Raw genomic sequence first — 14,654 nt, 5'->3', positions numbered from 1 at the left:
GAACGACAGAATGAGTTTTGCAATGTGGACAAACAAGCCCATCTTTGTGCTTCTGCTCTTGGATTTCGTCAATTGCTCGAAGGGGAGCCGACAGACCCTTGGTTTGGGACTGCAAAAAGAAGATAAGTTCCTGCTTACCACTATCGTCTAATGTATCAGCAAGCTTTTTTAGCTCCTTTAACTCCATAGACAAATCATCTCCGAACCAATTGTTACCTTCATTATAGAACGTTTGTTCGTAATTATCAAATATCAACATTAAGGTTTAACAAAGCCTTTATTTTAAAAGGAAGGCTGTCAGGGTATGTTTTCATATGGCTTTCAACATAAGTTTCCTCTTATTTCCTTGCCTTTGCTTCCATTATTATTTACTTTAAAGGACTCTATGTAAAGTTGCCTTAATCAATTTACACCCTATATTTTTTATGTCGGCGGGGTTATTGTAGGGTTAGATCAGACGCGCGCCTGATGCAACGAAAAGATTTAACGAGCAAAGGAGCATAAACCAATGAGCCGAGACAACATCCTGAAATCTTTTCTGTCGGAAAAGGTCGATATGACGCCAAAAGGATATGTTGCCGATGGATTAACACCGGGGCAGTTTTGGGATTGCCACGAGCTGTTTTTTGATAAAATCAGTGCCATTCATGATTGCGATATTTCCCACATTGAAGGCTACGGTCAATTAAATGAGCAGGGAAAGACGGAGCATAAATCGAGCAGGGAATCTATCGTGGACAGTTTTGCTGAAGACAAGGAAGGATATTGGTATAATTGGCGTGAAATGTTTTCCACGACTTTATTGGAGCGGGAATTTTTTGAACGCTACTACAAGGAGATGGAGTCCCGCATTTCTTATTGCGAAGGGCATCGTTACCTGGTCAATGACTTTATGTATTTCGAAAACATGATTACGGACGGCCATTCGACGGTTGGTTTCCCTGACTGGACATTTGCGGGTATTGGCGATTTTCTGGTCGATTTCGCCATTATGGATCTCAATAAGCCATATATGAATATTCCCGAGCTGCTTATCCCTTATTTTGCTAAAAAGGGTATTCATGTGCCGGATTTTAAAGAAAGATTTCTGTGCATGGGGTATTTGAAGGGCTTGCATGGCCTGCGATGGCATGCGTCAATCGAGGACGAGGTTTCTTGCACCAGCATTATGAAATCGATGAGCGAGCTGAAAGACCGAATATACGCTTTGTAAACAGTGGTGATCAAATGAAATATGAAAATGCAAGAGATGTGCTTCCAGAGGAGCTGTTTTTGGAGGTTCAGAAATATGCTTCGGGAAAAATGCTTTATTTTCCAGCCGGGGAGGATAAGCGGGGATGGGGCGAGGCCTCGGGCTACAGGGAGCAGCTGCTAAAGCGCAATCGTATGATTCGCAATAAATATGCCCATGGAACTACCGTGTCGGAGCTTGCCGATGAATATTATCTATCGCTGGATTCCATCAAAAAAATCATCTATTCCAAAAGAACGCCCGATAGCTTGGCTTATTATCCAACCGTTGCGTCGGCTGTTCATTACGCAAGTGCGGGATTAATCGAGGAATGGGTTCAATGTTATCTATTGTTTTCCAACAAAGCAGGTACCAAAAGCAAGCAAATTCTGGAGGGCGGGCCCCTTTTCTTCGGAGTTGTGAAGCTGCCGCTGCGACTTATTCAGCCCATAGAATCTATAGAGCCTATAGAAGACATAAAGGGGGAGCAAGCTGATGGCAGCAAAGGGGATGACCTACTACAGCAGCCCCCGCTGCTGATTCAATACGAAGCCGGGAAGTTCTTCTGCACCGTGCAGCAGGATCTGTTATCCTTGCTGAAGGGACGCAAAATAAATGCGTACCCGTCCATCATTGTTTTAAAAGGAAACGCCGATTTCAAAAGATATAATAACCATTTCGGCAATGTCTTTTTTTACGTGAAAGAAAAATGAGGTAGAATCCATGTCAAAAATCGACAGCATGATGGCCATTCTCTGGTTATTAAAATCCGGCAGGAAAATGACTGCAAAACAACTGTCCGAAAAGCTGGAAATGAACATCCGGACCGTGTACCGTTATATGGATGCTCTTTCCGCCAGCGGCGTTCCCATTATTTCAGACCCGGGACATAACGGGGGATACAGCCTGTTACATGATTTTATTGAAAGCCCGCTACTTTTTAGCGTAGAAGAAAAAACGGCTTTGCTTCAAGCGGCTGATTTTGCTAAAAAAGCGGGGTATTATCTGGATGAAGACCTGGAGCGGGCAACCTCAAAGCTAAAAACGCGTTCCAATCAGGATCAGGATGAAAAAATACGGCAGCATTTAGAAGGGCTCGAAGTGTTAGCCCCTGTCGATAAATCGGCGGCAGAGCCGTTATTGAAGGAATTGGAGCAAGCTGTTCTCAACCAGGCTTCAATAGATATGTGGTACCAAACGGGTCGAGAGGAACAGCCTAAGCATAGGTTGGTCGATCCTTATGGCATCATTTATTGGAGCCATAACTGGTATGTTATTGCATTTTGTCACTTGAAAAAGGAAATCCGCAGCTTTAGGACGAGCAGAATTAAAGGTTTGACACAAACGGAGGAGTCTTTTATCCGGCCGGAGCCTTTTTCGGCAGGCGAATTTTTTATGAAAACCCTCATTCCGGAATCGGAAGCAGGGAATCCAGATGAGCTTATTCCGTTAGTTATTAGCGGAAAGATCAGTGCATTGGATAATCTCTGCCAGCATTGGTATTTGGCCCATCATTTGAAGGAACGGAGTTCGGGGCAAGCTGTATTTTCGCTTACAAAAGAGGCTTTGTATACGTTTATACCTAACCTGCTTCTACCTTATGGCCGTGCCATTCAAATTATGGAGCCCCTGGAATTGAAGCGAAAAATGATCGAAGTGCTAAATGATTTGCTACATTATTATCAGGAATAAAAACTTCACTGACGGAAGCTGTCAGTGGAGTTTTTTTATACTGATATCAACAAAAAGGAGCGCCGAATAAGCGGACTTTTTTGAACAACCTGCTGAGGGAGAATGATTATGTCAAGCAGAAATGTGTACCTTTATGTATGTGATACGATGTCGGACTGGGAAACGGGTTATTTAATTGCTGAGTTAAATACGGGACGATATTTCAAGAAAGAAATTGCGCCTTTTGGGGTGATTACGGTTGGTATTGATGAAAATCCTGTCATTACGATGGGCGGAGTAACCATTCTTCCCCGCATGACGATTGATGAATGCCGGGTGGGAGGCGGTGATGTTCTCATCCTTCCGGGCGGCAATACTTGGGGCAATCCCATTCACGATCCCTTGCTGCAAAAAGCAACGGAAGCCTTTGGCGAAGGGGCAATTATTGCAGCTATATGTGGAGCAACCTTTGGGTTGGCGGAGACGGGACTGCTGGACAACCGCAGGCATACAAGCAATAATTTGGACTATTTGAAGGCTGTTTGCCCCCGTTACAGAGGGGAACGCTTTTATGAAAATGAATCGGCGGTGACGGATGGAAATCTGGTGACGGCCTCGGGGATAGCCTCGCTGGAATTTGCGGCACATGTATTGAAGGCGCTGGATGTTTTGTCTCCAGGAGCGCTGCAGGCATGGTTCAGGCTTAATAAAACTCATGAATCCAAACACTTTTTTGAGTTGATGGAAGCTATTCAATAATTGGCACTATAGGAATGCCCGGGAACAGATTTGGTTTTGCAATCATTTTTGCGGACATCGCTGACCTTTAGGAGCTTGTTTTTGTGGAATGTCGTATTGTAAAGGACATTGGCGTCCGTAAAACCCAAAAATGCCGATAGAATGGGCCCGTTTGTATGCTTAAAGGACACGGGTGACCGTTACTCAAGGCGAACCAAGCTATTTCGGCTTCTGACGGTCATCAATGTCCGCTACGCGACAAAATGGATAGTAGCAGCAGAAGCAATAGAAGCAATAGAAGCAGCAGAAGCAATAGAAGCACTTGGCACAGTTTATTTTAAGCTGTTTTTTCTCCCCTTTGTCGCCCTCAACCCGTTAAAATGAAATTATTCTAACGAGAAAGAGGCGTACATAAATGACAGTTGAGAGAATAGGCAAAGAGATACTGAACAAACTGAAGGCGGAAAATGAGAAAATAGAAAAAGGGAACATTGTATTTTTGAATGGGGTTACGAGCTCGGGAAAAACGTCGATTGTTGATGCCATCCAGGCAAGCTCGGAGGACATTTATTATGTGGTGGCCAATGATCTTTTTGAGGAAATGATTGGGGATCGCTATCTTCGCGAGGATTATTGGAAGCATTTAAGCGAGCTTATTATAATGATGTATCATACCGCCAAGCTGTTTTCTGATCTTGGTAAACATGTGCTGATTGATGGCATTTTGGTGGAGAGGCCGGAGCTTGCACCGCATTATGAAAAGGTGAAGGCGCTATTCGCCGGCTATCCCTTCTATATGATTGAAGTGTATTGCCCTCTGGATATTTGCCGCCAACGAAATATAGAGCGCGGAAATCGGGGAGAAAACCAATCTCAAGAGCAGCACGATATGATGGCTCAACATATAGATTATCATTTTACGGTAAACACGCATCAGAATACCTCAGAAGAATGTGCCCAGCTCATTTTAAAAAGCCTGGTGGATTAAAGGCAAGTCATCTTAGCGGGGTGTGAAATACCATAACCTTGGTTATGCTTATCATTAATAAAGGTTCAGAACATAAAGATTAAGGAATATTTGGTGCGCTGATGGGAATTAGAGCAACTTTTTTCATAAATCCTCGTCTAATCGTAAGATTGCTATTTAATGATGCAGAGGAGATGCAAGAATGCCTTATTTGAAAGGGGCAGTCAAACGGAAAGCCGCCGTGCTTTTATTATCCGCCATGCTGCTCACCGCCCCGCTAAGTCATGCCGCAGCTAATGAACCAGCTATCGCGGCGGGAACGAACTATGTTGTATTTTACATTGACAACAACGAAGCTTTTCTGAACGGACAGCAGGTGACACTGGACTCTCCTGCGACGGTGCGCAAGGGCAGAACCTATGTGCCGGTCAAATTTTTAGGCGATGCTTTTGGCATGAAGGTCGAATGGCAGGAAAAAACGCGGACCATTCTGATGGAAACGCCGACGCATGAAATACTGCTGGATACGGTTAACAAGGAAGCTTGGGTTAATGGATTCGCGCAGCCCTTCGACGATGTCGCCATGCTGATGAATGGACGGCTGATGATCAAGCTGACCTGGCTCTCCGATTATATGGGAGCAAGCTATACGTACAATGCGGAGCTGCGAAGAGTGGATGTACTGCATGTACGCAAGCCGCTTGGAAATTTTGACCCGGATCAAAATAACTCCAAACCGGTCGCCAAGTTTTCTCTTGGCAAAAGCAGCTACCGGACCGGAGAACCTGTTAAATATATTAATTTAAGCTATGATCCCGATTCGGAAGGGCTTAAGCTGGACTGGACGGGAAGGGAAGAGGTCTTTTTCGAGCCGGGCACATATCCCGTTACGCTGGTAACGACGGACAAAAACGGCAATACCAGCGCGCCATTTACCCGATATGTAATTGTTGAGGATGAAACGTATCTGTCGAAGACGGAATATCCGATTTATACTAAGCCGATAGGCGGTTACATAGCAACGGATTGGAATACGCTGTACAAAACGTATTTTAATCTTCCCGAGCTGGAGAAGCAGGTGACGGAGGACAAATCGCGTACGCTGCTGATGAGCGATAGCCCGGAAACCTTTGCGGAAACAGGCATTCTTTACCAGGATGTCATCAACGGCAAAGGCCGGCTTTATGCGGATCATCTTAACGGGACGGGCCAAAGAGTCGGCTTTGCGATTCTGGCAACCAATAACACCGACAAACCTGTTGCAATAAAAACAACAAATAAAGGCGAGGTATTTCCGTCCATCTATGCGCATCTGATCGGAAGCGAAGCGATGGTCGATTTCTTGCTGGACGACACCGAGGATGAAATGATGGTGGTGCCGCCAGGTGAAACATTTATTTATAAGCAATACCCGGATTTCCATCCCGGCCAAGGCGTTAATCTGATGTACGATGTGGAGACGGACGGCGAGGTCACATTTACCTTTGCCGCTGCGGACACAGTTTCCAAAGATATGCTGAATATGACCAAGCTGCCGTTTCAGGGCCATATTCGTGGCACCTTCCAGATTGCGGGCTTTGACTGGAAGGTTGATTTGTCTAAGCAGTCTCTAAAAAAACCGGTGAAGCTGGCTATTGGAGACGGCAAGATCGATCAGTTCCAAACAGGTTATGATCCTCAGCGCGGCGAAGCCGCAACGTTGCCTGGCAACTACGGCACCGTGTACCGCATCCATTCCGAAAAGCCGGGACGTATGGCTATTATGCTTCTGGCAAAAGGCGGGCCATTTAAGGGGCCTTTCAAAATTAACGGCGAGATGGTTAAAGTGCCGGCCTCCGGCGTGTTAACGGCATTTGACGGCATGATTATGGTGCATAAAACTACGGGTCATGAGGAAAGCCTTGATATTGAATTCAGTCCTCCAGCCGGCTCGGCGTTCCCGATCAACCTTATTTTTTACCCGCTGGATGACAGAGCGCTGGATCGTTAGGCTAATCTGGAGCCCATAATAACTAATTTGTTGCTGTTTTGCTGCAAATGGCAAGTGTTTGAGTCGGACATGGCGCTCTACTTACGGCCATTGCAAAGGCGCACATCATAAATGCGGAAATTATCAAGTGGAGTTCGCAAAAAAAAAGCATCGTGCTTCCGTCTGGAAGGAACGATGCTTTTTTGCAAGCTGCGTGTGGCCAATGTTTTATTGACTGTTGCTGTTTCTGATGCCGTCACTATCGCTGTCTATTATGGTTAACAAATCGGCAACTGCTGTTCGCGGGCGGGGGCGGCGCAGCTTCTCCGGGTCAAAATATCCCAGATGAAGAGTACCGACCACCTTTTGGCCGGGCTTGACCCCGGCAGCGGCACGAAAACGGGGGTCCCAGTTGTAATCATTTGTTTTCCATACCAGCCCGATTCCCTGCTCCCAGGCCAGAAGCTGAAGGTTGTGAATCAGTGTGCTGGCTGCGCAAAGCGCTTCCTCCCATTCCTTGGGGCGGGGTTCCTCCTCAATCAGCACAAGCAGATGCAAGGGCACCTCATGGCAATAAACGTTGGCAACGCGCTCACCAAGCTGCTTGCGCTTTTCCTCCGTGTAGGTGGAGAGTACGGCGTCGGAAAACACCTTGCGTCCGTCTCCTTCAAAAAGAATGTAACGCCACGGCTCGCGGAGAGAATGGAAGGGCGCCCACCCGGCCGATTCCAGCAGCTCAAGCATAAGGCTTCTCGGAACGGGATCGGGTTTGAACTGGTTAACGGTTCTTCTCTCGCGGATTGTACGAGTAATGGTTTCATAGCTTTGCGATGACATAATGGGGCTCCTTTTGTAGATAAAAGTATAGTAATCGTCGGGCTTGGCACATCCATGCAGCTGCCATATCGTTTTAGGGCGCCAATGCTTGCAGCACGTCGTCAACCTTCATGTTGTAAGCGATGGGGCCGTATGTCATCCAATGATCGAGACTTACCTCATACACCTGACCCTTCTGCACGGCCGGGAGCGATTTCCAGATTTCGCTATCCAAGATCTCCTGCGCAAGCTCCTTACCGCCTTCGTCATAGGTCAGGAACAAATGGTCGGCATCGATTTGCGGGATGATTTCCTGAGAGATGACGGCCATGCTCTGCTCGCCCCAAGCAAGGTCCTTGACAATCTGAGGCGGATTTAGACCCAGATCGGTGTACAGCGCGTTTCCTGCGTAACCGCCGGGACCACCGTACAAACGCAGCTCCTTGTTGCTGCGCATGCGAATCATCGCAACGGTTTCATCGCCTAGCTTTTCTTTTAATCTGGCTTTAGCTGCTTCCGTTTTGGCGGTGTAATCGGAAAGCACCTTTTCGGCCTCAGCCGTTTTTCCGGTTAGCTGTCCGACTGTTTTCAGAGCATCGCGCCAGTTGTCCGGCGCATCGGCTGCAAACACGTAGGTAGGCGCTATTTTGTCAAAAAGCTCGTATTTGCCTTCGTTTGCATAAGTAGGAAAAGCAAGCATAACGAGATCAGGCTGGGCACTCAAGACGGCCTCAAAATCAATTGCGCTTGTATCGATTTTGGGAAGGTCGCCGATGTAGGGCTGAAGATATTTCAGTGAAAAGTTGCCGATAACCGTTTGCGTTATCGGTTTCAGGCCTAACGCAACCAAATAATCCTCCATATATAGCGCGATGATTCGCTCCGGATTGGCAGGCGCTTCAGTGGTTCCATATTCATGCTCGAAGAGGCGGGAAGCGGGCTGGCTCGAATCGCCTGAAGCATCGCCTTCTCCAGCTTGCATAGTCTCCTCATTGCCGATTGATGGCTCGACGGCTGTGCTGCTGTTTTCGTTCTGCGAGCTGCCGCAAGCAGTCAATAAAGCAATCAGCGTAATAACCACAACTAATTTCAATAATGGCTTGAATGACTTGCCCGGATGTACAATTTTCATTATGGTATCCCCTCTACTTGATAAAGATTCTCATTGCTAAAACAGTTTAGCATGCCCCCAGTTGAAGAAACCATAGTGAAAAAGCAGATTTATTTTATGAAATTGGCAGATTGCGCCGATTTTATGTCCCAAGCAAGGAAGTTTTGTGCAGGCTTACTGGGAGGTAGTCAAACAAAACTGACGCAGCAGGGGGCGAAAAGGCGGTACAAGATGACCGCAAGCGGTTTTTCGGACACGCCCTAATTCAAGGCAGCCAGGGCAAATTCAATTTTTCGCTCATGCGCAATAATGCCAAACGTCATCCAGACATCGGTGCTGCCTTGAAAGACGCGGTTACCGCGCACCGCCCGCAGGCTGTTCCACAGCTTGCTGGCAAGCAGCTCCTCCAGCAGCACGGCTTGTCCGTCGTCAACGACCAGAAACAAATAATCGGCGTCCAGCTGCTCCAGTATGTCGGGCGTTATTGGCGTAACAGGCTGTATTCCGTTCTTGTGCCATTCCCGCAGCAGCGGGGGCATAGTCAGGCTCAGGTCCTCGTACAGAACAGGGCTGGCATAGCCCGCAAATCCGCCATACAGACATAAGCCGTGGCGAAAATGGAGTCGCAGTAAAGCGACGGTGCCGCCTCCGATTTTTCGGGAGAGAATAGTACGGGCATCCCTGGCTTTGGCTTCATAGCGGGAAATTACCTCCTTGGCCTCGCGCTCGCGGTCGAGGATTTGGCCAAGGCTGGTCAGCATGGACCGCCAATTATCATGCGCATCCTGAAAAACAACGGTTGGCGCGATGCCTGCAAACTGCTCGTATCTGCCTTCCGATGCAAAATTGGAAAAGCCGAGCAGAATGCGGTCAGGCTGAGCCTGCTGCAATTTGCCAAAGTCGATCCGGGCTACATCCAGCATATCGACATTTTCCAGATAAGGGGAGAGGTAGCGCTGATAGTAGCCTGCTCTGGAATATTGCAGCACAGGCTTTACACCCAGAGCTGTAAGATAATCCTCCAGAAACAGCCCGACGATGCGCTCTTCCGACTTTTCTGACGCGAGACGGCTGCCGGAACGGCCCAATTGCGCGGTTATCAGCTGTGAGCTGGCCATCTTGCGCACTCTATCGCGCTTGGCATATTGTGTTGGGGAAAAACCCGTTAATTGCTTGAAGCGGCTGCTAAAATAAAACTCGGTGCTGAACCCGACCGTTTGAGCTATTGTGCGAAGCGGATATGTACAGCTAAGAAGCAGCTCCTTGGCGTGCTGAATGCGAATTTCGGCGAGCATGTCCATCGGACTTTTACCCGTTTTCTTGCGAAAGGCCGCAGAGAAATAGCCAGGGCTCATTCCGGCTATTTCCGCAAGAAGCTCTCTTGTCAGCTCTTTTGAATAGGCTTCCTTCATATAACGGATTGTACGCTCAATCGGTTCTTCCTCCAGCGAAGGCGAGTTTAGGTGCGTTTCATTGGCGTCCACTTGCCTTCTGATATGATCAAGAAGCTGAAGAAAGTCGCGTTGCCAGGCGTAAAGAGAAAACGATGGTTTTCCTGCCCGGCTGTCATATAATGCCTGAATTTGCTCTCCGATGAAAGGCTGCTCATAATGGCATACCTGGCCGGAATAAGGGAAGCGGAACGCACCGCGCTCAGTCTTTCCGGCGGGCTGCTCATATCCGTGCAGACGAATTCCATCGAAGGCCAGCACAAAGCCCTCAAGCTGACTCTCCCCGGAAAGCTCCACAGTCCAGCGGAGATCGGGAGCAAGCATATAGCAGCTCCCGGCATAGAGCGAATAAATCGTTTCGCCTATTGACGAGGTAGCTTGATGCTTATCGGGGTCGCCCTTGTGATCCCCGGCTAGCAAAAGGCTGCCATTGCCGGAAACAATGTAGAGCAGATGATGGAGAGATGGATGACAAGGCGACAGGCTATATGGATTAAGCTTGGTGATATCTACAAGTAAAAACGTCGCCGGTGAAGGCGAATCGGAATAAATGGACGTCATGGCCGGCTCAAGCTCCTTTTCTATACATTGCACGATAAAGCTCAAAACAGTGATAATCATTATCACTTAATATAGTATAAAGCATAACCTTCAGGCGCGTCTATCTGCAGGAAGCTGCTTGATAAAAGAGAAAGCCTTTGCAGACGCTGGACAACGACGTCCTAAAGAGATTAAACTAGAAGACTGATAACATTGGAAACGGAGAGAAAAACATGAGCGAGGTTTCGGCAGACAAGCAGTTAAAACGCAAGCAGCTAACCGTTGTATTGGTTACTTTATTGGTTATTGCGGCTGTTGCCGCGATTTTGTTCTATGTTCTTCTGAACTCTTTGCTAGACCGCGATGCAAGAAATGAAAGAATTGATTTGCAGAACGGCTATCGTTATATGACAGCCCAGTCGTCTCAAGGCATGAAGCTGCACGCGCTGATAACCAAACCCCAGAACATCGAGCCGGTTGCCATTAACGCCAACGTGGCGGACGGGACGTTTACCGGCATCAATGGCGGTTTTTTTTATGGTCAGGATTTGCTTAGCATCAGCATAAAAGATGGCACAGCAATAAACGGTGAAACGGGAGCGTACGGCAGCGGAAGTGAAAATGTCAAGTATAGCCGCGGCACGTTAGTTTGGGATGGAGCAACAGCTTTGCTGTCTGTCCAAAAAGCCGGGCCGTGGACCGAGCTTGCCGTAACCGACGCTTCAAACTTCTGGGCGCAAGGCGGCATTAGCATGACGCTGAATGACGATTCCGCATGGCGGGAAGCGGCGATGCTCGAAAAAGCGCCGTTTCCGGACGATATGCGTCTCCGCTCAGGGGTTGTCTACGATCAAAATGGCAGCTTGTATCTGGTTGTTAGCGAAACAAAAGGCACATTGGAGCAGTTTCGTGCTGCGATCAAAGAGCAGATTGGCGGGGGCAAGCTGGTTGACGGCATTTTTCTGGACGGAGACGGCTCCTCTCAGCTATTAGCCCGGGAAGCAACGCTGCGCGGCGACAATCGCCCCGTGGTGCAAATGCTGCGGATTGTCCATGATTAACTAAACAGGGTGGGAGTAAAAAGGTGATACAACCTCTTCCGATTGACGAGGTGCTGCCGGGGCTGCTGGCCGCGCTTCAGAACGGCAATTGCGCAGTGCTGACGGCAGACCCCGGAGCTGGTAAAACGACACGTGTTCCGCTTGCTATGCTCAACGAGCCGTGGCTTGCCGGGGGGAAAATCATCATGCTGGAGCCGCGCAGGCTCGCTGCCCGTTCGGCAGCTGCTTTTATGGCAAAGCAGCTTGGCGAGCAAGTTGGGGAGCGGGTTGGCTACCGCGTCCGGCTGGATAACAGGGTGAGCCCGCGCACGGTTATTGAAGTGGTGACAGAAGGCATCCTGACGCGAATGCTTCAGGAGGACCCCGCCTTAAGCGGCGTTGGCACCATTTTATTTGACGAGTTTCACGAGCGGCATTTGCACGGCGATCTGGGATTGGCTCTGGCCCTGCAATGCCAGGGCATTTTGCGGGAGGATTTGCGCCTTGTCGTTATGTCGGCAACGCTGGATGCAGCGCGTGTTGCCCAATTGCTGGGCGGCGCTCCCGTCATCGCTAGTCGCGGCCGTTCGTTTCCCGTTGAAACGCGCTATTCATTGCCTGATGCAAAGCAAAGGCTGGAGGATCGGATGGCGGCTGCCATTAAAGAAGCCTTGCTGGAGCGAGAGGGCGATGTATTGGCTTTTCTGCCGGGCACGGCCGAGATAAGGCGAACGGCAAGGCAGCTTGCAGAGCAAAGGCTGCCTTCCGGAACGTCGGTGAGGGAGCTGCATGGCACGTTGTCGCTGGAGGATCAGGCTGCGGCAATTGCGCCTGCCCCGGAGGGGGGGCGTAAAATCGTATTGGCAACCTCTATCGCGGAGTCCAGTCTGACCGTGGAAGGGGTCCGCATTGTGGTGGATAGCGGATTGATGCGGGTATCCCGCTTTTCGCCGCGCACAGGCATGAGCAGACTGGAGACGGTGCCCCTCTCCAAGGCGTCGGCCGATCAGCGCCGCGGCCGCGCGGGCAGGCTGGCCCCGGGCTTATGCATCCGTCTCTGGAGCGAAGCCGAGCATAGCCGGCTGCCTGATTTCGGCAGTCCCGAAATAGCCGAAAGCGACCTTGCGGCGCTTCGGCTTGAGCTGGCGGTTTGGGGAGTCGATGATCCAAACGAGCTAAGCTGGCTGACGCCGCCGCCTGCCCCGGCTTATGGAGCGGCAACGGAGCTGCTGCAAGCGCTGGGCTGCCTGAAGGCGGCTGGCGGGCCAACAGAAGCAGGCAAAGCCATCGCAGCGCTGGGCCTTCATCCAAGGCTGGGCGCGATGCTTCTGCGCGGCAAGGAAACGGGCCAGCTTCGCCTAGCCAGCCGCCTGGCTGCTCTGCTGAGCGAGCGCAACCTGCTTCCGAACGAGCGGAGCGCGGATATAGGGCTCCGGCTGAGCAGGCTGGAAAGCGGGGAGCGCGAGCCTTCCTTGAAAAGGCTGCTGGCTCAGGCAGAGCGCTGGCAGAGGATGTTGGAAAAAGATGGCGCAATACAGAGCAATTTACAAAGCAAACAAATGGGCAATCAACAAAGCAATCTGCTAAGTAATCAACAAAGCAATTTACAAAGCAATCTGCTAAGCAATAGCCGCCTGGCTGCAGCGGATGAATATGCCGAAGAACACGCGGGGCCCCGTAGCAAGGAGAACATTTCCGCTTCCCAGCGCTCTGGCGGCGCAGGGGCGCTCACGACAGGCGGCTTGCTTGCCCATGCCTATCCGGATCGCATTGCCCAGCGCAGAAGCGACGGCAGATATTTGCTTGCGGCCGGCCGCGGCGCTGCCGCTTTAACCGCTGACCAGCAGTTATCGCAAGCGCCTTACCTTGTTGTATGCGAGCTGGACGACGCCGGGGCCGAAGGCCGGATTTTGCTGGCTGACAGGCTGGACAAGGAGGAATTGCAGCAGGAGCTGGCCTCCTTTATCAAGGAGGAGGAGAGCCTGGAATGGGAGGAGGAGGCTCGCGCTATTCGCGGCCGCCGCAGGGTGAAGCTCGGTACGCTCATCTTGAAGGAAACGCCGTTAAAAAGCGGCTTAGACCCCGAGGGCGTGGCTGAAATGTGGCTGACCGTTATCCGCGAAAAGGGCTTTTCCTTTATTCCCTTCCATAAATCCGCGCAAAGCCTCCTGAATCGGATGCGGGCCATGCAGGCCGCCGGCGCACGCGATTGGCCCGATTTTTCTGAAGATGCCCTGCTGGCATCCATGCAGGACTGGCTGAAGCCTCATCTTGGGGGCATCCGAACGTATGCCGAGCTGGAAAAAATGAATATGACAAGCCTGCTGGAAGGTTTGCTTACGTGGAAGCAGCGCTCCGAGCTTGATGCGGAAGCGCCGCTTCATTGGAGCGTGCCCAGCGGCTCGAAAATCCCGATTGATTATAGCGATCCCGCCAAGCCTTTTGCGGCGGTACGCCTGCAGGAGCTGTTTGGTCTTGCAGAGACGCCAAGGCTGGCGGGAGGCAGACTGCCGCTGACGCTGCACCTTCTTTCTCCGGCACACCGGCCGGTTCAGGTTACGCAGGACTTGGCGAGCTTTTGGAGCAATGGCTATTTTGAGGTGAAAAAGGATCTGAAAGGGCGCTATCCCAAGCATTATTGGCCGGATAATCCCTACGAGGCGACCCCGACCAATCGGGCCAAACCTCGGACAACGCCGGGGCAAAAGAGCTGAGGCCGGATTCAGGGAGAGGAGGCGATTAAGCTATGCTGCTTATGTATGTGCTTGGCGGTTATTTGTTTATTCTGAATGCCTACACCTTTATGCTGATGGGCGTTGACAAGCGGCGCGCTGCAAGGCGCGAGAGCAGAAGGCGCGTGCCGGAAAAGCATTTTTTTACGGCTGCGTTTATCGGAGGCGCGGCTGGCGTATGGGCCGGTATGAAATGGTGGCGCCATAAGACGCAGCATCGCGCGTTTTCGGTAGGCATTCCTTATTTGCTTGCCATTCATCTGATTGCGCTAATTGTATTAGGCTGGCTGCTTGCCAAAAATGCGGCGGGTTAAATGACCGATTGGACAGAGGAGCTGAATTCCGTGCAGAATTCAGCCCTTTCCCGTTGCGGTCGTCAACTGGAATT

General features: G+C 50.2%; 11 protein-coding genes and 2 pseudogenes. 9 read left to right on the top strand and 4 right to left on the bottom strand.

Annotated elements, in window-relative coordinates; all coding sequences use genetic code 11:
• Positions 1 to 187, bottom strand: a pseudogene (locus tag A7K91_RS00505) (IS1595 family transposase); the annotation flags it as partial.
• Between the two features lie 321 nt (positions 188 to 508).
• Here A7K91_RS00505 and A7K91_RS00500 point away from each other — a divergent pair.
• The 6 genes and pseudogenes from A7K91_RS00500 (at position 509) to A7K91_RS00470 (ending at position 6,597) form a co-directional block, all read left to right on the top strand.
• Positions 509 to 1,213 (top strand): hypothetical protein, encoded by a 705-nt coding sequence (locus A7K91_RS00500; RefSeq protein WP_068678579.1) that lies wholly within the window; start codon positions 509 to 511, stop codon positions 1,211 to 1,213.
• Between the two features lie 14 nt (positions 1,214 to 1,227).
• Positions 1,228 to 1,485: pseudogene (locus A7K91_RS25900) on the top strand (CD3324 family protein); the annotation flags it as partial.
• Between the two features lie 469 nt (positions 1,486 to 1,954).
• A complete protein-coding gene (locus tag A7K91_RS00490; protein ID WP_068678575.1) occupies positions 1,955 to 2,923 on the top strand; it encodes a helix-turn-helix transcriptional regulator in 969 nt (322 codons plus the stop codon).
• A gap of 108 nt (positions 2,924 to 3,031) precedes the next feature.
• Positions 3,032 to 3,661, top strand: a complete 630-nt coding sequence (locus A7K91_RS00485) for a type 1 glutamine amidotransferase family protein (RefSeq protein ID WP_068678572.1) — start codon at positions 3,032 to 3,034, stop codon at positions 3,659 to 3,661.
• Between the two features lie 454 nt (positions 3,662 to 4,115).
• On the top strand, positions 4,116 to 4,628 hold the full coding sequence (locus tag A7K91_RS00475) for a phosphotransferase-like protein (protein ID WP_068678591.1): 513 nt from the start codon (positions 4,116 to 4,118) through the stop codon (positions 4,626 to 4,628).
• Positions 4,629 to 4,809: 181 nt separating this feature from the next.
• The gene (locus A7K91_RS00470) at positions 4,810 to 6,597 is read left to right on the top strand and encodes a copper amine oxidase N-terminal domain-containing protein (protein WP_068678568.1); all 1,788 of its coding nucleotides are present in this window, start codon (positions 4,810 to 4,812) and stop codon (positions 6,595 to 6,597) included.
• Positions 6,598 to 6,804: 207 nt separating this feature from the next.
• On the opposite strand, the gene A7K91_RS00465 is transcribed toward A7K91_RS00470, so the two are convergent.
• The 3 genes from A7K91_RS00465 to A7K91_RS00450 all read right to left on the bottom strand — a co-directional run bounded on the left by A7K91_RS00465 (position 6,805) and on the right by A7K91_RS00450 (position 10,515).
• Positions 6,805 to 7,413, bottom strand: coding sequence for a nitroreductase family protein (locus A7K91_RS00465; RefSeq protein ID WP_068678566.1), 609 nt, complete (start codon positions 7,411 to 7,413; stop codon positions 6,805 to 6,807).
• Between the two features lie 73 nt (positions 7,414 to 7,486).
• The gene (locus tag A7K91_RS00460) at positions 7,487 to 8,524 is read right to left on the bottom strand and encodes an ABC transporter substrate-binding protein (RefSeq protein WP_068678564.1); all 1,038 of its coding nucleotides are present in this window, start codon (positions 8,522 to 8,524) and stop codon (positions 7,487 to 7,489) included.
• Between the two features lie 239 nt (positions 8,525 to 8,763).
• Entirely contained in the window at positions 8,764 to 10,515 is a 1,752-nt protein-coding gene (locus A7K91_RS00450; protein WP_169833356.1) for an AraC family transcriptional regulator, read from the bottom strand.
• Positions 10,516 to 10,727: 212 nt separating this feature from the next.
• On the opposite strand from A7K91_RS00450, the gene A7K91_RS00445 reads away from it, so the two are divergent.
• Genes A7K91_RS00445 through A7K91_RS00435 form a run of 3 tightly spaced genes read left to right on the top strand, consistent with a single transcriptional unit; the run spans position 10,728 to position 14,580 of the window.
• Positions 10,728 to 11,555 (top strand): phosphodiester glycosidase family protein, encoded by an 828-nt coding sequence (locus A7K91_RS00445; protein ID WP_082967150.1) that lies wholly within the window; start codon positions 10,728 to 10,730, stop codon positions 11,553 to 11,555.
• Between the two features lie 26 nt (positions 11,556 to 11,581).
• A complete protein-coding gene (hrpB, locus tag A7K91_RS00440) occupies positions 11,582 to 14,248 on the top strand; it encodes an ATP-dependent helicase HrpB (protein ID WP_068678587.1) in 2,667 nt (888 codons plus the stop codon).
• A 32-nt stretch (positions 14,249 to 14,280) separates the two neighbouring features.
• Positions 14,281 to 14,580: a DUF1294 domain-containing protein gene (locus A7K91_RS00435; RefSeq protein ID WP_245697120.1), complete on the top strand. Its 300-nt coding sequence runs from the start codon at positions 14,281 to 14,283 to the stop codon at positions 14,578 to 14,580.
• Positions 14,581 to 14,654 lie beyond the last annotated feature (74 nt).

This window comes from Paenibacillus oryzae (assembly GCF_001675045.1).
Taxonomy (GTDB): domain Bacteria; phylum Bacillota; class Bacilli; order Paenibacillales; family Paenibacillaceae; genus Pristimantibacillus; species Pristimantibacillus oryzae.
Note: the sequence above shows the minus strand (reverse complement) of the source record. Positions and strands in the feature narration are given on the sequence as shown.